20 protein-coding genes are annotated in these 24,290 nt (G+C 73.3%); 13 read left to right on the forward strand and 7 right to left on the reverse strand.

The genetic code is table 11. The annotated features are described in order from the left end of the window. Positions 1–57: 57 nt before the first annotated feature. The 6 genes from murQ to ACFV9Q_RS26330 all read right to left on the reverse strand — a co-directional run bounded on the left by murQ (position 58) and on the right by ACFV9Q_RS26330 (position 7,377). Positions 58–1,017 (reverse strand): N-acetylmuramic acid 6-phosphate etherase, encoded by a 960-nt coding sequence (gene murQ, locus ACFV9Q_RS26305; RefSeq protein ID WP_377228652.1) that lies wholly within the window; start codon positions 1,015–1,017, stop codon positions 58–60. Continuing rightward, entirely contained in the window at positions 1,014–2,996 is a 1,983-nt protein-coding gene (locus ACFV9Q_RS26310) for a glycoside hydrolase family 3 N-terminal domain-containing protein (RefSeq protein WP_377236872.1), read from the reverse strand. The genes murQ and ACFV9Q_RS26310 overlap by 4 nt, the downstream gene beginning before the upstream one ends. After that, complete coding sequence (locus ACFV9Q_RS26315; protein ID WP_377236873.1) at positions 2,993–3,907, reverse strand: carbohydrate ABC transporter permease; 915 nt, start codon at positions 3,905–3,907, stop codon at positions 2,993–2,995. Before ACFV9Q_RS26315 ends, ACFV9Q_RS26310 begins: the two co-directional genes overlap by 4 nt. Beyond that, entirely contained in the window at positions 3,904–4,827 is a 924-nt protein-coding gene (locus ACFV9Q_RS26320) for a carbohydrate ABC transporter permease (protein WP_377236916.1), read from the reverse strand. Before ACFV9Q_RS26320 ends, ACFV9Q_RS26315 begins: the two co-directional genes overlap by 4 nt. 15 nt (positions 4,828–4,842) lie before the next feature. Beyond that, a complete protein-coding gene (locus tag ACFV9Q_RS26325; RefSeq protein ID WP_377236874.1) occupies positions 4,843–6,123 on the reverse strand; it encodes a sugar ABC transporter substrate-binding protein in 1,281 nt (426 codons plus the stop codon). Positions 6,124–6,315: 192 nt separating this feature from the next. Then, on the reverse strand, positions 6,316–7,377 hold the full coding sequence (locus tag ACFV9Q_RS26330; RefSeq protein WP_377236875.1) for a biotin/lipoate A/B protein ligase family protein: 1,062 nt from the start codon (positions 7,375–7,377) through the stop codon (positions 6,316–6,318). A gap of 207 nt (positions 7,378–7,584) precedes the next feature. Between ACFV9Q_RS26330 and ACFV9Q_RS26335 the strand changes: the two genes are divergently transcribed. Continuing rightward, on the forward strand, positions 7,585–8,694 hold the full coding sequence (locus tag ACFV9Q_RS26335; RefSeq protein ID WP_377236876.1) for an N-acetylglucosamine kinase: 1,110 nt from the start codon (positions 7,585–7,587) through the stop codon (positions 8,692–8,694). Between the two features lie 109 nt (positions 8,695–8,803). Continuing rightward, a complete protein-coding gene (locus ACFV9Q_RS26340; RefSeq protein WP_377228658.1) occupies positions 8,804–9,721 on the forward strand; it encodes a MurR/RpiR family transcriptional regulator in 918 nt (305 codons plus the stop codon). A gap of 84 nt (positions 9,722–9,805) precedes the next feature. Here the strand turns inward: ACFV9Q_RS26340 and cimA are convergent, their stop codons facing one another. After that, positions 9,806–11,437, reverse strand: coding sequence for a citramalate synthase (gene cimA / locus ACFV9Q_RS26345; RefSeq protein WP_377236877.1), 1,632 nt, complete (start codon positions 11,435–11,437; stop codon positions 9,806–9,808). Between the two features lie 398 nt (positions 11,438–11,835). Between cimA and ACFV9Q_RS26350 the strand changes: the two genes are divergently transcribed. The 11 genes from ACFV9Q_RS26350 to ACFV9Q_RS26400 all read left to right on the forward strand — a co-directional run bounded on the left by ACFV9Q_RS26350 (position 11,836) and on the right by ACFV9Q_RS26400 (position 24,174). After that, the gene (locus ACFV9Q_RS26350; protein WP_377236917.1) at positions 11,836–13,083 is read left to right on the forward strand and encodes an inositol-3-phosphate synthase; all 1,248 of its coding nucleotides are present in this window, start codon (positions 11,836–11,838) and stop codon (positions 13,081–13,083) included. Beyond that, positions 13,080–14,057, forward strand: a complete 978-nt coding sequence (locus tag ACFV9Q_RS26355; protein ID WP_377236878.1) for an SCO3242 family prenyltransferase — start codon at positions 13,080–13,082, stop codon at positions 14,055–14,057. Before ACFV9Q_RS26350 ends, ACFV9Q_RS26355 begins: the two co-directional genes overlap by 4 nt. Next, positions 14,054–15,010: a sugar phosphate isomerase/epimerase family protein gene (locus tag ACFV9Q_RS26360; protein ID WP_377236879.1), complete on the forward strand. Its 957-nt coding sequence runs from the start codon at positions 14,054–14,056 to the stop codon at positions 15,008–15,010. Before ACFV9Q_RS26355 ends, ACFV9Q_RS26360 begins: the two co-directional genes overlap by 4 nt. Then, entirely contained in the window at positions 15,007–15,732 is a 726-nt protein-coding gene (locus tag ACFV9Q_RS26365) for an EboA domain-containing protein (RefSeq protein ID WP_377236880.1), read from the forward strand. The genes ACFV9Q_RS26360 and ACFV9Q_RS26365 overlap by 4 nt, the downstream gene beginning before the upstream one ends. Beyond that, positions 15,729–16,613: a TatD family hydrolase gene (locus tag ACFV9Q_RS26370; RefSeq protein WP_377228670.1), complete on the forward strand. Its 885-nt coding sequence runs from the start codon at positions 15,729–15,731 to the stop codon at positions 16,611–16,613. The genes ACFV9Q_RS26365 and ACFV9Q_RS26370 overlap by 4 nt, the downstream gene beginning before the upstream one ends. A gap of 16 nt (positions 16,614–16,629) precedes the next feature. After that, positions 16,630–17,877, forward strand: coding sequence for a metabolite traffic protein EboE (eboE, locus tag ACFV9Q_RS26375; protein ID WP_377236881.1), 1,248 nt, complete (start codon positions 16,630–16,632; stop codon positions 17,875–17,877). Continuing rightward, positions 17,874–19,274 (forward strand): alkaline phosphatase family protein, encoded by a 1,401-nt coding sequence (locus tag ACFV9Q_RS26380; protein WP_377236882.1) that lies wholly within the window; start codon positions 17,874–17,876, stop codon positions 19,272–19,274. Before eboE ends, ACFV9Q_RS26380 begins: the two co-directional genes overlap by 4 nt. Positions 19,275–19,403: 129 nt before the next feature. Further along, positions 19,404–19,988, forward strand: a complete 585-nt coding sequence (locus tag ACFV9Q_RS26385) for a hypothetical protein (protein WP_377236883.1) — start codon at positions 19,404–19,406, stop codon at positions 19,986–19,988. A 147-nt stretch (positions 19,989–20,135) separates the two neighbouring features. Further along, the gene (locus ACFV9Q_RS26390; RefSeq protein WP_377236884.1) at positions 20,136–20,714 is read left to right on the forward strand and encodes a PadR family transcriptional regulator; all 579 of its coding nucleotides are present in this window, start codon (positions 20,136–20,138) and stop codon (positions 20,712–20,714) included. After that, the gene (locus ACFV9Q_RS26395) at positions 20,711–21,448 is read left to right on the forward strand and encodes an ABC transporter ATP-binding protein (RefSeq protein WP_377236885.1); all 738 of its coding nucleotides are present in this window, start codon (positions 20,711–20,713) and stop codon (positions 21,446–21,448) included. The genes ACFV9Q_RS26390 and ACFV9Q_RS26395 overlap by 4 nt, the downstream gene beginning before the upstream one ends. Beyond that, positions 21,445–24,174: an FtsX-like permease family protein gene (locus ACFV9Q_RS26400; RefSeq protein WP_377236886.1), complete on the forward strand. Its 2,730-nt coding sequence runs from the start codon at positions 21,445–21,447 to the stop codon at positions 24,172–24,174. The genes ACFV9Q_RS26395 and ACFV9Q_RS26400 overlap by 4 nt, the downstream gene beginning before the upstream one ends. Positions 24,175–24,290: the final 116 nt, after the last annotated feature.

A 24,290-nucleotide genomic window follows, 5' to 3' on the forward strand; every position in this document is an offset into this window, starting at 1 on the left:
CGGCACACGCCTGTGCCGATCTCGAAGCCGACTACCGACCTCGGCAACCGCGCCCGATCAGGCCGGCTCGATCCCCAGCCGCGCGAGCGCCTCGCGCACCGACGGCCCGCTGAACCGTCCCGGCTCGACGGTCAGCGCCGTCAGCGCCGCCGACCGGTCCACGCCCGCCACGAGCATCACGAGGGCGGCCCGCAGGTCGCCGTCGGTCGCCGCGAGCGCGTTCGCGCACACGTCGGACTCCAGGTCCGTGGCCTGCGTGAGCAGGCGCACCAGGCGCTTGCGCAGCTTCTCGTTGGTCGCGAGCACCTCGACCATGAGGTTCGAGTAGGTCTTCCCGAGCCGCACCATGACCGCCGTCGAGAAGGTGTTGAGCACCATCTTCTGGGCGGTGCCCGCCTTCATGCGGGTGGAGCCCGTGATGGCCTCCGGCCCGGTGTTCACCAGGATCGGCACGTCGGCCTTCGGCGCCAGGGCGGCGAACGGGTTCGACGCGAGCAGCACGGTCCGCGCCCCGCGGGCGCGGCCCATGTCGAGCGCTCCCCCGACGTACGGGGTGTTGCCGCTGGCGGCGATGCCGAACACGACGTCCGCCGGCCCGACGTCGGACACGAGCGCGGCGCCGGCCTCGACGTCGTCCTCCGCGCCCTCGGCCGCCTTCTTGAAGGCGCCCAGGCCGCCCGCCAGGTGCGGCACGAACATCTCCTCGCCCACGCCGTACGTGGGCAGGAGCTCCGCGGCGTCCAGCAGGCCCATCCGGCCCGACGTGCCCGACCCGACGTAGTGCACCCGGCCGCCGGCGCGGATGCCGTCCACCGCCAGGTCGATCGCCTCCACGATGCGCGGGTGCGCCGCGCGTACCGCGGCGATGACGGCGGCGTCCTCGTCGGTGATCATGCGCACCATGTCCGCCGTGGAGACCACGTCGATGTCACGGGTGCGCGGGTTGCGCTCCTCGGTGGGTGAGACCGGGCGCGGCGCCGACTGTGCGTGCCGTTCGAATCCCGCCTCCGCGATCATCGGCGAGCCCCCTTCGTTCTGCTTGCGCTGTGCTCTTGGACTTCGTGCTCGTACTGCTCGTGCTGGTACTGCTCGTGCTGGTACTGCTCGTGCTCGTACTGCTCGATCTCGTTCCGCGGCCCCACGCCCCGCAGGCGCTGGACGGCCGCTGCCGCGTTCGCCCGACCTGTCCCGCACGCCACCACGACCGCCGGGCCACCACCGCTCAGCGTCCCGAACCAGTCGCCGACCGGTCCGGGAAGTCCCGTGTGCACCACCACCAGATCCGGGCGCACCGCCCAGAGCCGCTCCAGCCGGCCCCGTTCGGCCGAACCCGGTACGGGTTCGCGGGTGATCACGACGAGCGGTTCGGCCCGGAGCGGAGCGCCTTCAGGAAATTCTGCGCCACGTTCGGTACCGGTTCTGTCGAGATCCGCCGATACACCGTACCGGGTGAATCGGGCAATAAGCACTCCAAGTCCATCATCGTCCAGTCCGAGCCCCTTCGACAGGGGCTCGGGCAGGGTTCCGGGGCGAGCTTCGGGCGAACCTTCGGGCAGCCCGTCCGGCAGCCCGTCCGGCAGCCCGTCCCGCGGCGCGTCGGCAGCATCCGCCCCGGGCCACTGCCGCGCCCCCGGCCAGACATCGGCGATCGCCGTCTGGACGTGCCGGGCCTTGCGTCCGGCGGCGTGGTCCAGCCGCACGCGCAGGTCGACGACGTCGGGCCGGGCGTCCGGCGCGAGCGGCACCAGGTGCGCGCCCCGCACCCGCACGACGGCGTCCGCGATGCCCGCGCCCAGCTCGGCGAGGTCCGCGAGCGCCTGCCGTGCGGCGTCGGCGTCGGTCGCCGCGCCGACGGCGGCACGCCGGGCGCGGACCGCGGCCGCGAGCGCGCGCGTCCGTGCCCCGGACTCCTCGAGCCGCTCGACGCTCACGCGCCCGCCGGCGACAGCCCGGCTCAGGGCGTCGTAGGACTCGGTGTACAGGGCGGGGTCGAGGCCGAGGCAGAGCAGGTCCGCGCCGGCCTCGACGGCGCGGACGGCGGCCTCGCCGACCGAGCCGGTGAGCTCGCGCAGCGCGCCCATGTCGAGCGCGTCTGTCACGACGGGCCCGTCGTGACCGAGCTCCCGCAGCAGGCGCGTCGCCGCCTGCTCGATCGACGCGGGCGCCGGTCCGACGGCGGGGAACAGCACGTGCGCGGTCATGACGGCGTCGAGCCGGGACTGGTCGCGCCGCGACGGTTCGTCCTGCGACCCGTCGAGCCGCCCCTCGGGGCACAGGGCCCGCGCGAACGGGACGAGGTCGCGGTCGCGGACGACGTCGAGCGGCTCGTCGACGACCGGCAGACCAAGGTGGGAGTCCACGGTGGTGGCGCCGTGGCCAGGGAAGTGCTTGCCGCACACACCGACGCCCGCGCTGCGCACGCCGCGGGCGAACGCGATGCCGTGCCGGGCGACGTCGTCGGGCGTGGTGCCGAAGGCACGCACGCCGATCACCGGGTTGTCGGGCGCGGAGACGACGTCGAGCACCGGGCCCAGCAGCAGGTCGATGCCGGTCGCGGCGAGCACGCGGCCCAGCGCCCGGCCGGCGTCGAGCGAGATCGCGCCGCCCGGCAGCACGCCGAGCGCCGCCGCGCCGGGCAGGGACGAGCCGCGGGTGGCCTCCAGCCGCGACACGTCGCCGCCCTCCTCGTCGACGGCGATCACCAGGTCGGGCGAGATCGCGTGCAGCGCCGCGGACAGCGCGGCCGTGGTGGCGACGTCGGGCGTGTTGCGCGCGAAGTAGACGACGCCGGCCAGGCCGGCGCGGGCGGCGTCGGCCAGCCAGGCGGGCACGCCGGCGCTGCCGGGCCCGCCGGGGCCGGCAGCGTTCTCGAACCCCGGCAGGAGCACGCCGTTGACGGCGCGCTCGATGCGACCGGGTTCGGGCCGATCAGGTTCGGGCCCGTCAGGTTCGGGCCCGGCTTGCGGCCCCGGCTCCTCCGTCGGTGCGTCGCTCATTCCTTCACGGCCCCCGCCGTCAGGCCCGAGGCGAGCCGGCGCTGGACCAGGATGAAGAAGACCATCACGGGCACGGTGATGATGGTGGAGGCCGCCATGATGGCGCCCCAGTCGTTGGAGTGGATGCCGAAGAACGAGCGCAGGCCGATCGCCACCGTGTAGTTCTCGGTCGCCCCGCCGAGCATCGTCATCGCGAAGATGAACTCGTTCCACGCCGTGATGAAGCCGAAGATGCTGGTGGCGACCAGGCCGGGTGCCACCAGCGGCAGCAGGACCGACCAGAACATGCGGCCCCAGCTCGCGCCGTCGAGGTAGGCGGCCTCCTCCAGCTCGACGGGGACCGCCGCGACGAACCCGCGCAGCATCCAGATCCCGAACGGCAGGGCGAGGGCGACGTAGACCACGATGAGGCCGGTCAGGGTCTCCAGGAGCTGGAGGTCGCGGACCTGCACGAACAGCGGGATGACGAGCGCCTCGAGCGGCACCATCTGCACGATGAGCACCAGCATGAGGATCTGGGTGCGCATCCGGAACCGGAAGCGGGCCACCGCCACGGACGCCAGCAGCGCGAGCGCCGAGGAGATGAGGACCGTGCCGAGCGCGACGAGCAGCGAGTTGCGCAGGAAGGTGCCGAACCCGCCCTCCGTCAGCACGAACACGTAGTGGTCGAGCGTGGGCTCGGCGGGCCAGAAGCTGGAGGTGTGCCCGGCCTGCGCGTCGAGCGAGCTGTTCAGCATCCAGTAGACGGGGAACAGCGTGAACACGAGCAGCAGGGCGACGAGCACGCCCTTGCCGAGCTGCCGCAGGGGCGACCGGCGCGCGGTGCGGCGCAGCGGACGACGGGCGGGCCGGGCGAGCGCGCCGCTGGTCGCCCGTACGTGGCCGGCCGAGCCCTGGCGGGTGGTGGTCATCGTTCCTCCTCCGCCAGCACGGTGCGCACGTAGACGGCGGTGATGACGAGCAGCAGCACCGTCAGCAGCACCGCGATGGCCGAGCCGAAGCCGTAGCGGTTCTGCCCGAACGACTCGACGTACGACCACACCCCCAGGTTGAGCACCGACCGGTTGGACCCTGCGCCGCCGGGCATCAGGTAGACCTGCGCGAACACCTTGAAGTCCCAGATGGTCGACAGGATGATCACGACGGCGAACACCTGCCGGAGCTGCGGCACGACGATCGAGAAGAACCGGCGGAACGACCCGGCGCCGTCCATCTCGGCGGCCTCCAGCATCTCCTTCGGCACCCCGAGCAGCCCCGCGAGCACGGTCACCGCGACGAACGGGAAGCCGTGGTGGATCACGTTGAGCAGCACGATCGCGTAGAAGGTCCACCGGTTGGTGAACCAGTTGGTCGGGTCGTCCAGCAGCCCGAGGCTCATCAGGACGTCGTTGAAGACCCCGCGGTCGGCGTCGAAGATCCACACCCACACGTACGTGCCGGTGACGGCGGGCATGGCCCAGGCCGCCATGATCGCGCTGGAGGTGACGGTGCGCCAGAACGTGCCGAGCGAGGAGAGCAGCACCGCGACGGCCGTGCCGAACGCGACGGTGCCCGCCACGGACAGCACCGCGAACCCGACGGTGTTGGGCAGCACCACCGTCCACAGCTCGGGCGTCGCCAGGATCTCGCGGAAGTTCTCCAGGCCGATCCAGTTCGGCTCGCCGGTCGTGATCTCCCGCAGGCCGTAGTCCTGCAGCGAGAAGAGGAACACCCGCACCAGGGGCCACAGCAGCAGCACCGCCAGGACGGCCAGGGCGGGGGCGAGCAGCAGCCAGGGCCGCACGACGGCGGCCCTGGCCCTGCCCAGGCGTGGAACGGTGGCTGTCGCCAGGGTGTCAGCCAAGGGTCACTCGGAACCGTTCAGCAGGCCGGTCATCTCCTCGGCGGCGGCCGTGCTCGCCTCGGCGACGTCCGCGTCCCCGGAGAGGATCGACTGCATCATCGTGCTCGTGGTGGCCTTGGCCTGCACCGCGCCGTAGGTGGGCGCGGCCGGCACCGAGGCGCCGCCGTCCACGAACTGCTCGGCGAACGGCGCGACCAGCGGGTCGGTGCTCTCCAGCGTCTCGTCGAGCAGGGACACCTGGCCGGGGAAGTACCCGGACTGCTCGGCCCACTGCTGCGCGAACTCGCCGGTGGTCATCATCTCGACGAACGTCCAGGCCAGGTCCTTGTCGTCGGCCGTCTCGAAGACGCTCAGGTGCGAGCCGCCCAGGACCGACGGCGCGATGCCGCCCTCCTGGCCCGGGATCGGCACGGCGGCGAACTTGCCCTCCATGTCCGCGTTGGCCTCGACGATCGCCCCCGGCGTCCAGGAGCCCATGACCGCCATCCCGACGTCGCCCGCGGCGAAGGAGTCGAGCACGTCGGTCTCGCGCCACGTGGTGGCGCCGGCCGACGAGTAGTCGCCCTCGGTGGCCAGCCCCGTCCAGAACCCGATGCCCTCCTGCGCCTCGGGGCTGTCGAGGCCCGAGGTCCAGGTGTCGCCGTCGAGCGTGGCGACCTCGCCGCCGGCGCCCCACACCCACGGGTAGACCGTGAACTCGGCGTCGCCGGGCACGGCGACGGCGATCTTGTCGGGGAACTCCTTCTTGAGCGCCGCCGCGGCGTCCTCGATCTCGGCCCACGTGGTGGGCGGCTCGACGCCGGCCTGCTCGAACAGCTCCGTGTTGTAGACCAGCGAGCGCACACCGGCGTACCAGGGCATGCCGTAGAGCTGCCCGTCGTAGGTGCCGGCGTCGACCAGGCCCTCGACGAGGTCGTCGGTGACCCCGGCCGTGTCCACGTACTCGTCCAGCGGGGCGAGCGCGCCGGCGTCGGCGAACTCGGGGGTCCAGGTGGTGCCTGTCTCGGCGACGTCGGGGGTGGTCCCGCCCGCGATGGAGGTGACGAACCGGTCGTGGGCGTCGCCCCACTCGACGAACTCGACGTCGAGCGTCGCCCCGGTCTCCTCCTCGAACGCGGTCGAGACGTCCGCGAAGAAGTCCTCCGCGTCAGGGTTGGTGCCCTGCATGATCCACACGCTGAGGGTGCCGTCCCCCTCGCTGTCGCCCCCGCTGCCGCCGCCGCAGGCGGCCGTCGTGGCCGCGAGAAGCAGTGCTCCGGTGGCTGCCGCCACGGGCCGTCGCATCGCTCGAGTCATCCTTCGGCTTCCTTCCGCTGGTCCTGCGCCGGGCGCCGCGAGAGTAGCCAAGTGGTATTTCTGAGAAATGAACTTCCCAATACGCGGCATTGCGTGGAGATTACTGACCGGGTGAAGTGCATGCTAGGGGTGTTACCAAACCGTGATTGCCCATCATGGCACGCCCCCTTTCACCCGCCGCTAAGGCACGCGCGCGGTCCATTCCGGAGTGCCGAACTTCGACTCGACCAGTTCCCGCGCCAGCGCCCACTCGTCCGGCGTGACCTCGCCCGGCACGGTGCGGTACCGCTCGCGGAACGACGCCTCGAGCGCGTCGATCACCTCGGCCCGGCTGAGCCCCGTCTGCGAGCGCAGCGGGTCCACGCGCTTGTTGGCGCTGCGGGTGCCCTTGTCGCTGAGCTTCTCGCGCCCGATGCGCAGGACGTCGGTCATCTTGCCGGCGTCCATGTCGTAGGCCATGGTCGCGTGGTGCAGCACGGCGCCCCCGGCGAGCCGCTTCTGGGCGGCGCCGGCGATCTTGCCGGCGGGCGAGGCGATGTCGTTGAGCGGCACGTACGTGGCGTCGATGCCGAGGCCGTGGAGGGCGCCGATCACCCAGTCGTCGAGGAACGCGTAGGACCGTTCGAAGCTCAGCCCATCGACGAGCGAGCCCGGCACGTACAGGGAGTACGAGATGGTGTTGCCGGGCTCCATGAACATGGCCCCACCGCCGGAGATCCGCCTGATCACGCGGGCGCCGTGCCGTGCGGCGCCCGCGGAGTCCACCTCGTTGCGCAGCGACTGGAACGATCCGATGATCACCGCGGACTCGTCCCACTCCCAGAACCGCAAGGTCGGCCCGCGCCGTCCGGCACCCAGCTCCTCGGTGAGCACCTGGTCGAGCGCGACGTTGAGCAGAGGCGAGACCGCGGGGGTGCGGATCACCTGGAACTCGTGGTCCTCCCAGGCCGTCGCGTGGCCGAGCGCGCGGCGGGCGGCGACCGCCACGGCGTCCGCGTCGAAGCCCACCGCGGTGGCGCCGTCGAGGGCCCCGCGCACGGCCTCGGCGAGCTGCGCCTTCGACGCGTCGGCGGGCATCCCGTCGAGGGCCGCGCCCATGGCCTCCAGCGCCTCGTCGGGCTCGAGGAAGAAGTCCCCGCTCACCCTGGTGCCCGTCAGCCGGCCGGGCGGACCGGCCGCCCCGTCCACCTGGGTCTCGACACGAACCAGCTTTCCGAGTGGAACCTTGAACTCTCCTCGCACGTGTTCACAGTAGGCGACGGTGCCTGTGGTGTCCGACGTCGGAGCGAGCCTTGGGTACGGAAGGTGAGGTCCGACGTCGGGCACGTCCGATATTTGGCGAGAAGAGGCGTCAGAACAGACCAGAATTTCCTCTTCTCTTTAGACAACCTTGCCCTGGTTTCGTGTCAGAATGACCTGGTGTCGGAACACTCACAGGGATTTGATGGAGTGGCGGTCGAAGGCCTTGATGCCTGGGTCGTCGCTCTCGACGTAGGCGGCAGTGGCTCGCGCCTGGTCGCAGAGTTCGGCAACTCCGTGAACCCCGAGCGGATCAGCCTCAGCGGCCGCGCCGTCAAGGTCAACCATCACGGCAGCGACGCCTCGGCCGTCGTCGCCTCCCTGTGCCAGTCGTTCAACGCGTGGGCCGCCCGCATGGGCCACCACGGCATGAGCGACGGCAGCACCGCGCCCGTCTCCTCCGCGGCGGTCGGCATCACCGGCCTGACCTCGCTGGTCGAGAAGCCGCTCGAGATCCACGACATCCTTGCCCGCGAGCTGCGGACCAACCGCACCGCCGTGGCGGGTGACGCACTCACCGCACACCTCGGCGCCCTGCGCGGGCGCGCCGGAGCCGTGCTGTCGGTCGGCACGGGCGCCGTGGCGTTCGGCTACGACGGCGTGAACCGCTGGCGCCGCGCGGACGGCTGGGGACACCTGCTCGGCGACCTGGGCGCGGGCGTCTGGGTCGGCGGCGAGGCGCTGCGCGCCGCGGGCCGGTACCACGACGGCGCGAGCCGTGGTGCGTCGAAGCGCCTGCTCGAGGCGGCCGTCGCCAAGTTCGGCCTCATCGAGAGCTGGCCCAACCAGTTCTACAAGAACGCGGAGCGCGCCAAGCAGCTCGCGTCGATGGCACCCGAGGTGATGATCGCCGCGGGCGAGGGTGACCCCACGTCGATCCGGATCCTTGAGGAGGCCGGGCGGCACCTCGCCGACACGCTGGCGAGCGCGCTCGGCCGCGACATCCCGCCGCTGGCCTCCACGACCGGTCGCCTGGTCCAGGAGGAGTCACCGCTCACGGTGTCGCTCACCAAGCACCTCTCCGAGGACCGCCCCGACGTCTCGCTCGTGCCGAGCGGAGGCTCCCCGCTGGACGGCGCGCTCCACCTGGCCCGCCGGCTGCGCGAGGCGCCCCACTCCGTGACGGGGTTCCGGCCGTGGCTCACCATCCGCGTCGACGGCCACCACACCAGCCGTGACACCCCTGAGGACGTGGGCGGCACCGACATCCTCACCGCTCAGCTCTCGGCGACCGACCTGCCCGGTGACGAGCTTCAGTGAACGACGGCAGTTCACCCGCATCGTCCTTCACTGATGTGCTGTGCCCGGATCCCCGGTACGGGTGTATGTTCTCGACCCAGCCTCACCACACCATCCCGGGAGATGCGACATGACAGGTGACGTCCTCGTCCGACTCAGGCGCGCACTGCCGACGCTGCGGCCAGCGGAGGCGAGAGTCGCGCAGACGGTCCTCGACGACCCGAACACCGTCGTCCAGTCGACCATCACCGAGCTCGCCGGGCACGCGGACACGTCACAGGCCACCGTCGTGCGGTTCTGCCGCGCCGTCGGCTACGCCGGCTACCCCGAGTTCCGGATCGACCTGGCGCAGGCGACCAGCCGCCGCGAGGTCGAGATGGAGCGGTCCGGCATCGCCGAGGGCGAGATCAACCAGACCGACGACATCGAGGCCGTCGTCTCCAAGATCGCGTTCCACGAGGCGCGCACCATCGAAGAGACCGCCCGCATGATCGACACGGACGCGATCGAGCGTGTCGCCACGGCGATCTCCGAGGCCAAGCGGGTCGACGTCTACGGCGTCGGGTCGTCCAACCTCGCCGCCGCCGACCTCGCGATGAAGCTGCAGCGCATCGGCGTCTTCGTGTTCAGCTCGCCGGACCCGCACCAGCAGCTCGCCTCGTCGGCGCTGCTCGAGCCGGGCAACGTCGCCGTGGCGGTCTCACACTCGGGCCAGACGCGCGAGACCAACCAGGCCCTGGAGATCGCCCGCAAGCGCGGCGCCCTCACGGCGGCGATCACGAACTTCCCGGACGCGCCTATCGGCCTCGTGTCCGACGTCGTCCTGGCGACGACCGCCCGCGAGACGCAGTTCCGGGTGGGCGCCATGTCGAGCCGCATCGCGCAGCTCACGGTCGTGGACTACCTGTTCGTCCGCGTCGCCCAGCGCACCTACGACCGCTCGTCGATCGCCATCAAGGCGACGTACGACGCGGTGCGCGACCAGCGCCTCGACTTCGGGACCACCAAGGTGGACCGCGCCGCGGCCCCGGCGGCCCCGGTCGCCTGACCCCTCTCCACCTCGTTGAGTGCGGGGTATCTGCGGATCAACAGCCGTTGATCCCGCAGATACCCCGCACTCAACGTTTTGGGGTCAGGGGCGCGGCTCCACGTCCGACTTCAGGAGGCCGTAGACGTACGCCTCCGTGACCGCCTCCCACGCGGCCTCGACCACGTTGGGGCCGACGCCGACCGTCGACCAGGACCGCTCGCCGTCGCTGGTGTCGATGAGCACCCGCGTGATCGCGTCGGTGCCGAGCTCGGTGTCGAGGATCCGCACCTTGAAGTCGATCAGCTCGAACCGCGCGAGCTCCGGGTAGACCCGCGACAGCGCGGTGCGCAGCGCCTGGTCCAGCGCGTTGACCGGGCCGTTGCCCTCCCCCGTCGTCACGATCCGCTCGCCGCCCGCCCGGATCTTGACGGTCGCCTCGGCGACCGCCGCGGCGTCGGGGGCGTGGACCGACGGCGGGGCCGCTCCCGCGGGGACGGTCTCCACGATGGTGCGCCACGACTCGACGGTGAAGAAGTCGGGCCGCTGGCCCAGCTCGGACAGCAGCAGCAGCTCGAACGACGCGTCGGCCGCCTCGAAGGTGTAGCCCGCGGCCTCGTCTTCCTTCACGCGGTTCGTGACCCGGGAGAGCAGCTCGCCCTGGCCGGCCAGGTCGAAGCCGAGCTCGCGGCCCTTGAGCTCGATCGAGGCACGGCCCGCCATGTCGGACACGAGCATCCGCATGTCGTTGCCCACCAGCGTCGGGTCGGTGTGCTGGTACATGTCCGGGTCCACCCGGATGGCGCTGGCGTGCAGGCCGCCCTTGTGGGCGAACGCGCTCGCCCCCACGTAGGGCTGCCGGGCGAACGGCGAGATGTTCGTGAGCTCGCTGATGGCGTGCGAGATCCGGGCGGCCTCGCGCAGGCCGCCGTCCGCCAGCAGGGACATCTCGCGCTTGAGCTCCAGGTTGGCCACGACCGTGACCAGGTCGGCATTGCCGGTGCGCTCGCCGTACCCGTTGACCGTGCCCTGCACGTGGGTGGCCCCCGCCTCGACGGCGGCGAGCGAGTTGGCCACGGCGCAGCCGGTGTCGTTGTGCGCGTGCATGCCGAACCGCTGGTCCGGCCCGACGGTGGTGCTCGCCCGCAGCTCGCCGACGATCTCGCTGACCCAGGTGGGCAGCATGCCGCCGTTGGTGTCGCACAGGGTGACCACCTCGGCGCCGGCCTCGAACGCGGTGTGGACGGCGCTGGTCGCGTACTGCGGGTCGTAGCGGTAGCCGTCGAAGAAGTGCTCCGCGTCCAGCACCACCCGGCGCCCCTCGGCGACGAGGAAGGAGACGGTGTCGGCGATCATGGCGAGGTTCTCGGCGCGGGTCGTCTTCAGGGCGCGCTCGACGTGCCGCACGTCCGACTTGGCCACGAGCGTGACCACGGGGGTGCTCGCGTCGAGCAGGGCCCGTACCTGCGGGTCGTCGCCCGCGCGGGCGCCGGCCCGGCGGGTGGCGCCGAAGGCCGCGAGCACCGCGTTCTTCAGGGTGAGCTCGGTGGCGGCACGGGCGAAGAAGTCGGTGTCCTTGGGTACCGCCCCCGGCCAGCCGCCCTCGATGTAGCCCACGCCGAGCTCGTCGAGCAGCGCGGCGATCGCGAGCTTGTCGGAGACGGAGAGGTTCATGCCCTCCTGCTGCGCGCCGTCACGCAGCGTCGTGTCGTACACCTGGAACGAGGCGGTGGTCATCGATGCTCCCAACGATGTGTCTGGCGATGTGTCCGGCGGCCGGGCTCGGAGCCGGGTCGTCGGACCAACAAAAAAAGACCCTCCGGGTGTGGAAGGTCTGCGCGTCCGGTGGGGTGTCGCCGGACGCGCTACGAAATGATGATCACCTGTCGCAGGGTGGAGCTCGGGGTGAGGCACTCAGTCATGCGGGTCATAGTGCCACAGCGCGGCGGCACGCGGAAGTGGTGTCCAGAAGCGGGGGCAGCAGCCCGCTCCGCGACGCCCGTGGCGGCCTGACCCGGTAACAACGGCCTTGTCGGGAATCTCGCTTATCGCGAACAACTCTGAACTTTTGTTTGCTAATCGCCATAAGTGGGACTAGCGTGCTCGCGACGACGCCGTCGGACTGGGGAGCGATGATGCACCACGCCTCTGCACGCCACAATGCCTCCGAACGGACCGGTATCTGGTTCGTCGGGGCCCGGGGCTCCGTGGCCAGTACGGCCACTGTGGGCCTCGCGGCCATCGCCGAGGGGCAGGCCCCACCGACGGGCTGCGTCACCGCGCGGGAGCCCTTCGCCTCGGCGGGTCTCCCCGCGTTCGCCGACCTGGTGGTCGGCGGGCACGACATCTCCTCGGTCACCATGACCAAGCGCGCGGAGTGCCTCGTCGAGACCGGCATGATCGGTCCGCGGCTGTTCGCGGCCACGCACGACGCGCTGGAGCGGGCGGACGCCGAGGTGCGCCCCGGGTACGACCCGCACGCGGCGCACCCGGGCACGGGCACCGGCACAAGCACGGGCACGGGCACCGCCGACGGCGCGGCCCTCTCCCAGCAGGCGGTCGCCGAGCGGCTCGCCGCCGACATCACGTCGTTCCAGGAGCGGCACGACCTGGCGCGGGTCGTCGTGATCGACCTGTCCTCGACCGAGCCGCCCGTCGAGCCGGTGCCCGAGCACGACGACGTCGATGCCCTGCTCACGGCCCTGGCCGACCCGGCGCGCGCGGTGCTCCCCGCGTCCTCCGTCTCGGCGTACGCGGCGATCCTTGCCGGAGCCGCGTACGCCGCCTTCACGCCGTCGGCGGGCATGGGCCTGCCCGCGCTGACCCGGCTCGCCCGGGAGCGCGGCATCCCCGTGGCCGGGCAGGACGGCAAGACCGGGCAGACGTGGCTGCGCACCGTGCTGGCGCCCGCGTTCGCCGCCCGCGGGCTGAAGGTGCTCTCGTGGGCCGGCACCAACCTGCTGGGCGGCGGCGATGGCGCCACCCTCGCCGACCCCGACGCCGTGCGCAGCAAGCTCGCCAGCAAGAACCGTGGGCTGACGGCGCTGACCGGCAGCGACACCATTCCCCTGCACATCGACAACGTGCCCGACCTGGGCGACACCAAGGTCGCCTGGGACCACGTGCACGTCGAGGGCTTCCTCGGGTCGCGGCTCACGCTGCAGACCACGTGGAGCGCGCACGACTCGATGCTCGCCGCCCCGCTCGTGCTCGACCTGGCCCGCCTGCTCGCGCTCGCGCACGCCGCCGGGATCAGCGGGCCCGTGCCGGAGCTGGGCTTCTTCTTCAAGGACCCGTGGGGCTCCGACGTGCACGACGCCGCCGACCAGGCCCGCATCGTCGAGGACTGGGTGCGCGAAGCCTCGGCCCGGGCCGGACGATGAGCCCTCGGCTGCCGGCTCGCTCCCGGCTGACGGCGGGGCCGCCCAGCCTCGCCGACGTCGCCGAGCTGGTCCGGGCCCCCGCCGCCCTGAGCGTCGTGGGCGACACGCTGGCCGGGCTGGCGGCCGCACGCGCGGGCACCCCGACCGGTGCCGCAGCCGGCGCGCCGACGCCGCTGCGCGCCCGGCACCTCCTGCTGCCCGTCGCCTCCGCGTGCCTGTACCTCGGCGGCATGGCGCTGAACGACTACGCCGACCGGCACGTCGACGCCGTCGAGCGGCCGGAACGGCCCATCCCGTCCGGCCGGGTGTCGCCGCGGGCCGCGCTCGCGATCGGCGGGGCGCTCACCGCGGGCGGCGTGGCCGCCGCGGGCCTCGCGGGCGGACGGCGTGCGCTCGGCGTCGCCCTGCCGCTGGCCGCCTGCGTCTGGACCTACGACCTGGTCGCCAAGGACCGCCCGGCCGGGCCGTTCGTCATGGCGGCGTGCCGCGGGCTCGACGTGCTGCTCGGCGCCACGTCCGGGCGCCTGCGGTCGGCGCTCCCGGCCGCCGCGGGCCTGACCGCGCACACGCTGGGCGTCACCGTGCTCTCCCGCGGCGAGGTGCACGGCACGACGCCGCAGGTCGCCGGGGCTGTCGCCGCCGGGACGGTCGCGGGCGCCGTCGTCGTCGCCGCGGTCCCGTCCGCCGCCACTGCGGCGCGGCCGGCCGCCCGCTGGCCCACCGTCGCCGCCGCGACCGCCTACGCCGCGGCCGTCCTGCCCGGGCAGGTGTGCGCGGCCACGCGGCCCACGGCCGCCAACGCGCGGACCGCCACCCGGGCCGGGATCCAGGCGATGGTCCCGCTGCAGGCCGCCTGGGCGGCCCGCTCGGGGAGCCTGGGCACGGCGGCGCTGCTGGCCGGCGTCGCCGCCGTCGGGCAGGGGCTGCGCCTGCTGGGCCGCGCGCGGGGCCGCGCCGGGGTGAGCATCACGTGAGGCCCCCGTTCCTGCTGGGCTACGGCACCAACGGCTTCGGCGACCATCCGCTGCGGGTGACCCTCGACGTGCTCGACGACGTGGGCTACGACGCCGTCGCGGTCACGCTCGGCTTTCCGCACCTCGACCCGTTCGCGCCGCTGGCCGGAGACGACGTCCGGACCCTCCGCGCCCACCTGCGGCGGATGCGCGGGGGCACCGGGGCCGCGGTGGTGGTGGAGACCGGCACCCGGTACCTGCTCGACCCGCTGCACAAGCACCGGCCCACGCTCGTGGACCGGGACGCCGCCCTGCGGATGCGGTACCTGGAGCGCGCGGTCGAGATCGCGGCGGACCTCGACGCCCGGTGCGTCTCGTTCTTCTCCGGCATCCTGCCGGACGACGCGAGCGCCGCCGACGGCTGGGCGCGCCTCCGCGAGCGCGTCGGCGCCCTGGTGGAGTACGCCGGGGAGCGCGGCGTGCGGCTCTCGCTCGAGCCCGAGCCCGGGATGCTCGTCGAGACGGTCGGCGACGCGCTGCGGCTCCTGACCGACCTGGGGACGCCGCCCGAGCTGGGGATCACCGTCGACGTCGGGCACTGCCTGGTGGTCGAGCCGGACGGCGTCGAGGGCGCCCTGCGGGCCGCCGCGCCGTACCTGAGCAACGTGCAGCTCGACGACATGCCCCGCACGCACCACGAGCACCGCCCGTTCGGCGAGGGCGACCTCGACCTGCCGCTCGTGCTCGCGACGCTCGCCGACATCGGCTACACGGGGGTCGCCGCCGTCGAGCTGCCCCGCCACTCCCACGACGCGCCCCGGCTCGCCCGCGACAGCCGGGCCGCCCTGATGCGGGCGTGGGCGGACGTCAGCGGCGTCCGCTCCCGCCTCCACGCCGACCAGAACCACGCCGACCAGAACCACACCGACTCGACCCACACCGGCTCGACCAGCAGCGAAGGGGTTCTGTCATGACCGTCACCACATGCATACCCGCGGGCACGCCTGGCGCCACCTGGCTCGACGAGGCGCTCGCCGGTGTCGCACGCGATCCCGACAGCGTGACCCGCGCGTTCGCGTTCGCGGCCCGGAAGGTGGGGCGCGCGCCGCTGCGCCCGGACACCGACCCGGGCGGCGTCGTGCACGGGACGGTGGACGACGCCGCGCGCGCCGCGCTCGTGGTCGGGCTGGCGGACGCCGTCGGCGTGGGCATGGGCGGGGCCACGGCGGTGGGCGTGGACGCGGACCGGGACTACGCGGACCGCCTGGTGCTCCTGTACCGGCAGGGCGACGGCGCCGAGCGGCGCGGCGTGCTGCGCGGGCTCGACGCGCTGACCGAACGGGGCGACCTCGGCCCGGCGGGCGACCCCGCCGTGCCCGTGACCGCGGGCCTCGACCTGGCCGCCGACGCCCTGCGGACGAACGACCCCAGCCTGGTCGCGGCCGCCGTCGGCCCCTTCGGGGCGCGGTACCTGGACCAGCACACCTGGCGGCACGCGATCCTGAAGCTCGTCTTCCAGGGCGTGAGCCTGGAGGCGGCGAGCGACCTGGACCGGCGGGCCGACGACGAGCTGGCCCGTATGGCCCGCGACTTCGCGGCGGAACGCCGGGCGGCCGGCCGGTCCGTGCCCGACGACCTCGACCGGCTCACGAACGACCGGCCCGCGACCGGCCGGCCCAGCACCACGAAGGAGTGACGTTGCGCATCCTCGACCCGCACATCCACATGACGAGCCGCACCACCGACGACTACGAGGCGCTGTACGCCGCGGGCGTGCGCGTCGTCGTCGAGCCGGCGTTCTGGCTGGGGCAGCCGCGCACCAGCGTGGGCTCGTTCACCGACTACTTCGACTCCCTGCTGGGCTGGGAGCGGTTCCGGGCGGCCCAGTTCGGCGTCCGGCACCACGCGACGATCGCGCTCAACCCCAAGGAGGCGAACGACCCGCGCTGCCGCGAGGTGCTCGCCGAGGTGCCCCGCTACCTGCTCAAGGACGGCGTCGTGGCCGTGGGCGAGGTGGGGTACGACTCGATGACGCCCGAGGAGGACGAGGTGTTCGCCGCCCAGCTCCAGATGGCCGAGGACGCCGGGCTGCCCGTCCTGGTGCACACGCCGCACCGCGACAAGCTCGCCGGCACGCACCGCACGCTCGACGTCGTCCGCGAGTCCGGGCTGGCGCCGGAGCGGGTGCTGGTGGACCACCTCAACGAGACCAACGTGGCCCTCGTGCGCGACGCCGGCGCGTGGGCCGGGTTCTCGATCTACCCCGACACCAAGATGGACGAGCACCGCATGGTCGCGCTGCTCCAGGAGTACGGGACCGAGCGGATGATCGTGAACTCCGCCGCGGACTGGGGTCGCTCCGACCCGCTCAAGACCGTCCGGACCGCCGAGGCGATGCTGGCCGCCGGCTTCTCGGAGGACGACGTCGACCAGGTGCTGTGGCGCAACCCGGTCGCCTTCTACGGGCAGTCGGGCAACCTCGTGCTCGACCCCGTCCCAGGGTTCAGCGCGGGCGAGCCGCCGACGCCCGGCGTCGAGTTCGAGGGTTCGTCCGTGCTGCGCGGCGCGCGGGCCTGAGCGGACCGGACAAGGGATGACCCAGATGCTGCTCTCCTACTGCACCAACGTGCACCCCGCCGAGGACCTCGACGGCGTGCTCGACCAGCTCGCCCGGTACGCCGGACCGGTGCGCGAGGCCGCCGGCCTCGACACGCTCGGCGTCGGCCTGTGGCTGCCCGCCGAGCTCGCGCACCGCCTGGACACCTCCCCGGCGGACCGCGACCGCCTGCGTGCGGCGCTCGCCGAGCACCGGCTCCAGGTGCACACCCTCAACGCCTTCCCCTACGGCGGGTTCCACCGCGAGGTGGTCAAGCTCGCGGTGTACTCGCCCACCTGGGCCGAGCGGGCCCGGCTGGACTACGTGCTCGCGTGCGCCCGGGTGCTCGCCGACCTGCTGCCCGACGGCGTCGACGGGTCGATCTCGACCCTGCCGCTGGCCTGGCGCGCCCCCTGGACGCGGGCCGACGACGACGAGGCCACCCGCGCCTTCGCCACCCTGTCCGCCGAGCTGCGCGACCTGGCCCGGCGCACCGGCCGCACCGTGCGGGTCGCGATCGAGCCCGAGCCCGGGTGCGTCCTCGACACGGTGGAGGACGTCGTCGCGTGGCTCGCCCCGCGCACCGGCCCCGAGTACCCGGCCGACCGGCGCATCGACCCCGAGCACGTCGGTGTCTGCCTCGACACCTGCCACCTGGCCGTCTCGTTCGCCGACCCGGCCGGCGCCGTCCGCCGGATCACGGACGCGGGCCTGCGCGTGGTCAAGGTGCAGGCCTCGGCCGCGCTGGAGGTCGCCGACCCGTCCGCGCCCGGCGCGCGGGACGCCGTCGGACGGTTCGTGGAGCAGCGCTACCTGCACCAGGTGCGCGAGCTGACGCCGTCGGGCGACGTGCTGGCGTCCGACGACCTGCCCGTGGCGCTCGGGCACGAGCAGCGGCGGCCCGGCCTGCCGGGCGACGGGCCGTGGCGCGTGCACTTCCACGTGCCGCTGCACCACGAGCCCGCGGCGCCGCTGGTCGCGACCGCCGACGTGCTGCGCCAGGCCGTCGCGGCGGTGCGCGAGGCGCCGCACGGCGCCGAGGCGCACCTCGACGTCGAGACGTACACCTGGTCGGTGCTCCCGCCCGACACCCTGCCCGGCGGCACCGACGAGCTCGTCGCAGGGATCGCCGCCGAGCTGCGCTGGGCCGGCGAGCACCTGCTCGCGGCGCCGGTCGGCGCCGCTCGCGCTGCCGCCGCTACCGCTGCCACCACGGCCCCCGCTACCGAAGGAGTGGACGCATGAAGCCCGTCCTGCTGCTCGACGTCGTCGGGCTGACCGCCCGCGCCCTGGCGCACATGCCGCGGCTGAGTCGGCTCGCGACGTCCGGCTGGCAGTCCGAGCTGGCGACCGTGCTGCCCGCGGTGACCTGCAGCGTGCAGTCGACGATGCTCACGGGGCTGATGCCGGCGCAGCACGGGATCGTCGGCAACGGCTGGTACTTCCGCGAGCTGGGCGACGTGTACCTGTGGCGGCAGCACAACAAGCTGGTGACCGGCGAGAACGTGTGGGAGGCCGCCCGCCGGCACGACCCGGGTTACCAGGCCGACAACGTGTGCTGGTGGTACGCGATGGGCATGTCCACGGACGTCACGGTCACCCCGCGCCCGATCTACCACGCCGACGGCCGCAAGTCCGCCGACGGGTACGTGCGTCCCGCGGCGCTGCACGACGAGCTGGTGGGCCGGTTCGGCGACTTCCCGCTGTTCCAGTACTGGGGGCCCACGGCGTCGATCGCCTCGACGCAGTGGATCGTCGACGTGACCCGGCACCTGCTGCGGACCCGGACGTCCCACCTGACGACGGCGTACCTGCCGCACCTCGACTACGACCTGCAGCGGTTCGGCCCGCGCTCGCCCGAGGCGGACCGCGCCGCGGCCGAGCTGGACGCCGCGCTCGCGCCCCTGCTGGACGACGCCGAGGCGGCGGGCGTCACCGTCGTCGCCGTGTCGGAGTACGGCATCTCGCCGGTCAACCGGCCCGTCGACATCAACCGGGTGCTGCGCCGCGAGGGTCTCCTGGAGGTCTACGTGCAGGACGGCCGGGAGCAGCTCGACCCGTGGACGTCGCGCGCGTTCGCCGTCGCGGACCACCAGGTGGCGCACGTCTACGTGGACGACGCCGCCGACCTGGCCCGGGTCGCGGCCCTGCTGCGCGAGGTACCCGGCGTCGACGAGGTGCTCGACCGCGAGGCGCAGGCCAAGTACGGCCTGGACCACGAGCGGGCGGGCGAGCTGGTCGTCGTGGCCGAGCCCGGCGCCTGGTTCACCTACTACTTCTGGCTCGACGACGACCGCGCGCCCGAGTACGCGCGTGGCGTCGACATCCACCGCAAGCCCGGCTACGACCCCGCCGAGCTGTTCTTCAACCCGGCCGACCCGCTCGCCAAGGCCAAGGCCGGGCTGAACCTCGTGCGCAAGAAGCTCGGCCTGCGGTACGCGATGGGCACCACGCCGCTCGACGCGTCCTACGTGCGCGGCTCGCACGGCCGGCTGCCCGACTCGGCCGAGGACACCCCGCTCGTCCTGTGCTCGGACACGCGGATCCCCGAGGCGGTGTCGCAGTGGGTGGAGGCCGACGCCGGCCAGGTGCCGGCGGCGGCGGTCAAGAACCTGGTGCTGGACCTCCAGGGCGCGCGCTGACCCGAGGCACTCCCCCGCGTGTCAGACCCTCAGGTCCCCCGGGTGACCTGAGGGTCTGACATGTCCCGTGCGACCTCGGCGGTTCCGTGATCTAGTGGACCTAGGGCTCACAAACCGGGAGGTAACGCGATGAGCGACCCGAACCGCCCCTACGACCCCGACTACGGCGAGCAGCCGCCGCCGGCCTATCCGCCGCAGTCCCAGGTACCCGGCACACCGACCCAGCCGGTGGGACAGCCGCCCGCCGACGCGCGGGTGCAGCCGGTCACGACGGGAACCGAGAACCCGCGCCTCGGCCTGGAGGTCGGCCGCTACTGGGCCGGCGCCCTGGCCACGATGCTCGTGGCCGCCCTCATCGGGCTCGCCGCGAGCTTCATCCTCGAGGAGGTGCTGAACCTCGAGATCCAGCCGCAGGCCGACCTGCTTGCCACCGGCTCGGACACCATGGCCTGGGTCGTGGCGGGGGCGCTCTTCGCGCTCCTGGCCGCGATCGTGCTCTACCTGCTGGTCCTGAGCACACCGCGCCCGCGGGCGTTCTTCGGCTGGGTGGTCGCGCTCGCCACGGTGATCCTCGCGATGGTGCCGTTCGCCGGCCAGGCCGATCTCGTGCCGGCGGTCCTCGCCGCGGTCGTGTGGATCATCATCGGTTCCGCCGTGTACTCCCTGCTCACGGGGACGCTGAGCCGCACGGTGGTGCGGCGCACGGCCGGCTGACGCACCCGTTCAGGCCCCCGGACCCCTCGACGGTTCGGGGGCCTGACGCATGCTCCGGTGCGATCGCCCACGATTCGTTGACGCGGCGATGCTTACTGGGTAAGTATTGTCCTCCTGATACTTACCCGGTAACTACTGGAGGTCCCCGTGTCCGTCCGTCAGGGCTTCCTCGCCCTGCTCAGCGAACAGCCGATGAACGGCTACCAGCTCCGTCAGGAGTTCGAACGCCGCACCGGCGGCTCCTGGCCGCTGAACATCGGCCAGTCGTACACCACGCTCAACCGGCTGCACCGTGACGGCCTTGTCGAGACCGTCGACGAGACGTCGGACGTCGATCCACCGGCGGTCCCCGCCGCCGGCCGCCCTGCCGAGCGCTTCCACCTCACGGAGTCGGGCCGCGAGGAAGCCGTGAGCTGGTGGACGACGCCCGTGCACCGCGGCAAGGCGGAACGCGACGAGCTGGCGATCAAGATCGCGCTGGCCGTGACCGTTCCCGGGATCGACGTGGCCGCCGTCGTCCGCGAGCAGCGGTCCGAGACCATGCGCGCGCTGCGCGCGCTGACCCAGGCGAAACGCGCCGTGGACCCGCTGGCCGACCGGGCACGTGCCCTGGTGCTGGACGCCCAGATCTTCGCCGTCGAGGCGGAGACGCACTGGCTGGACCACGTCGAGGCGACGGTCGCCACCCCATCCCAGACCGAACGACCGAAGAGGAACTCACGATGACCGTGGTACTGGAGCTGACGGACGTGACGCGCGTCCACGGACGCGGCCCGACGGCGGTCGACGCGCTCGGCGGCGTCGACCTCACGGTCCGCGAGGGCGAGCTCGTCGCCGTGATGGGCCCGTCAGGATCAGGCAAGTCGACCCTGCTCAACGTGGCGGGAGGTCTCGACTCGGCGACGTCGGGCCGGGTGCTCGTCGCCGGACGCGACCTCACCGCGATGAACGCGCGCCAACGCGCCGAGGTGCGGCGGCGCGACGTCGGCTACGTGTTCCAGGACCTGAACCTGATCCCCGCGCTGACCGCCCTGGAGAACGTCGCGCTGCCGCTGGAGCTGGACGGCGTCGCCGTCCGCACGGCGCGGGCGAGCGCCCGGGCGGCGCTGGAGGCCGTCGGGCTCGACGGCGCGCACGGGCGGTTCCCGGAGGACCTCTCCGGCGGACAGCAGCAGCGGGTCGCGATCGCGCGAGCCCTGGTCGGGCCCCGCCGGCTGGTCCTCGCGGACGAGCCGACCGGCGCGCTCGACTCCGTCACCGGGGAGGCCGTGCTGCGCCTGCTGCGCGACCGGGTCGACTCCGGCGCGGCGGGCCTGCTGGTCACGCACGACGCGCGCTACGCGGCGTGGGCGGACCGCACGATCCACCTCCGGGACGGTGTGGTCACCGGCACGGACGCCGGCGGCCGTGTCGCCGATCCGCTGGGCGAGCCCGCCGACCTGATGGAGTGGGAGGCATGAGCGGGACGCTGAACCGCGTGGTCGCCCGCTGGCGGATCGGGCTGCGTCTTGCCCGGCGCGACGCCCGGCGGCACGTCGGCCGCACCGCGCTGGTGGCCGTGATGGTGGCGGTTCCGGTCCTGGCGGGAACCACGGCGTTCACCGCCCTGGAGTCGAGCAAGGACAGCCCGGAGACCGTCCGCGACGAGTCGCTGGGCCCCGACCTGCAGGCCTCGCTCGACTACCTGAGCACCGGGCGCGTGCAGCAGACCTTCGACGCGTTGAACGCCACCTGGGGCCTCGACACGGAATCCGGCGAACCGCCGACGCGTGCCGAGCACGAGAAGGTGCTGACCGCGGCGCTCCCCCCGGGCGACCGCCTCGTCCCCGTCGAGACCACTCCCGTGGTGCTGCACGGGACAGGGCCCGGGCCCGGGCTCACCAGCAGGCTGGCGCAGACCGATCTGAGCGACGCCGACGTCACCGCGGCCTTCAAGCTCCGCGCGGGTGCGGCGCCCGGACCTGGCGAGATCGCGATCTCGCGTGAGGTCGCCCGGCAGATCGGTGTCGACGTCGGCGACACCGTCGTGGTCGAGACCCGGGTCGGCGGCAGCACCGAGACGCTGACGGTCTCGGGGCTGCTCGGCAGACACCTGCCCAAGGACTCCGGCGCGCTGGTGCACCTGGCGCCCGAGGACGTGTCCCCCTCGCTCGTGAACGTCGCCGGTTCGGGAGAGGTGAACTGGTTCGTCTCCGGTCCTACTCCGGTGACCTGGGACGACGTGCTGCGGCTCAACGAGCACGGCGTCGCGGTGATCAGCCAGGAGGTGCTGACCGACCTTCCACCCCCGGAGGCCGAGACCTTCGGCCACCGCTACGAAGGCCCCGACGCCAACGAGGTTGCCCTCGGCGCGGCCGTCACGATCATCGCCCTGCTCGAGGGGATCCTGATCGTCGGCCCGGCCTTCGCCGTCAGCGCGCGGCGGCAGGAACGCTCGCTCGCGGTCGCCGCCGCACAGGGCGCCTCGCCCCGGACGCTCCGGGCGCTCGCCATGATCCCCGCGATCGTCATCGGGCTCGGCGCATCGGTGGTCGCGGCCCTCGCCGGGATCGCCGTCGCCACCGTCCCCCTCCGGTACTTCGAGTTCACGGCCCTGGTCGTGCCCTGGCCCCGGGTCGGAGCCATGGTGCTCCTCGGCGCGCTCGTGGCCGTCGCGGCGGCGTGGCTGCCGGCGCGGGCCGCGGCCCGGCTCGACGTCGTCGCCGCGCTGACCGGGCGGCGCAGGGAGCACAGCGTCAAGGGCTGGGCCGTCGTGCTCGGGGTGGTCCTCGCCGGAGCCGGGCTGACCGGCGCGGTCGGCGCCGCGAGCGCCGGCGACGGCGGCGTCCTGCTTGCCTGGTGCGTCGTCGTCGCGGAGGTCGGACTCGTCCTGACCACCGGGGGCATCGTCGCCGGTCTCGCCAGGGTGTCGGGCCGGCTCCCGCTGCCCGCCCGGTTCGCCCTCAGGGACGCCGCCAGACACCGGCAGCGGACGTCGCCCGCCGTCGCCGCCGTCCTCGTCGCCGTCGCCGGTGCGACCGCCGGGCTCGTGTTCGTGACGTCCGAGGCGCGGTACCAGGAGCGCGCGTACCTGGCTGCCTCGACGCCGGGCACCACGATCGTCCATGCGAACACCGCACTGGACCTCGACGAGCTCCGTCCGCAGATCGAGGCGGCGGTCCGGGACGTGCTCCCGGGCGTCACCGCCGTCACTCCGGTCCCCGTCCTCACGGAGACGTCGGGAGGGAGGCCGACGGCGGTCGTCGTCACCTCGGGAGCCGGTGGATGGTGGCCGGGCACCGGCGAGCTGGCGGCGCCCGTGGTCGACGACGGCGGCCTCGTGCCGCTGCTCGGCCTGACCGGAGCGGCGGCGGACACCGCGGTGACGGCCCTCAGCGACGGCAGGGCAGTCGTTCCGCACGGCAGCGTGGATGCGGACGGAACCGCCCGGCTGAGGATCCAGACGTACGACGTGGTCACCGAGGACACGGCGCCCCAGTCTCCCCGGGTGCGCACCGTTCGCGTTCCCGCCACGGAGGTCGGCGACGGTGCCGAGGTCGTTCCGAACCTTCCTCTCCTGCCGCCGGCGCTGCTCGACACCCTCGGCGGCGAGCCACGGGTGGGACGGTTCGTCGTCGAGACGGACACGATCCCCACCGTGGCGCAGACGCGGGCGCTCTCGCACCGGCTCGGTGACATCGCGATACCGCCCGCGATCGATCCGATCGCGGAAGGTACCGGCTCGGCCGAGGACGGCCGGACACTTCTCTCGGCCCGGACCGAGCTCGGTTACGAACCCCCGGCAGACGCGATCGGTGCTCCGGTCATCGCCCTGCTGGCAGCACTCGTGGCGCTGGTCGTGACGTGGCTCGCGGCCGGGCTGGCCGCCGTGGAGTCCCGGCCGGACCTGGCGACGCTCGACGCCGTCGGGGCAGCGCCCCTGACGCGCCGCATGATCGTCGCGGCGCACGCGGGGGCGATCTCCGTGGTCGGCACCGTCCTTGCGCTCGGTGCGGGCGGAGTCCTCGGCGCGGCGCTCGTCCAGCTCCAGCGGCCGTGGGTGCCCGCGGACATCCCGGGGGCCTGGGCCGTCGAGGTCCCGTGGTTGTGGCTCCTCGGGCTGGCGGTGACCCTCCCGGTCCTGGCGATCGCGTCGGCCTGGCTGGCCGCACGACCCCGCCGCCTGCTGACCCGGCGGCTGGGCTAACCACCCGCCCCGCCCCGAGCGTTGAGTGCTGGGTATTTGTTCGCCCTAAGGGTTTGGGCGAATAGCCGCCAAGCAAATCCGACCCAGGGGGTCGTGTTAGGTGAGTGGATGAGGGG

The organism is Promicromonospora sp. NPDC059942 (genome assembly GCF_042731755.1).
Taxonomy (GTDB): Bacteria; Actinomycetota; Actinomycetes; order Actinomycetales; family Cellulomonadaceae; genus Promicromonospora.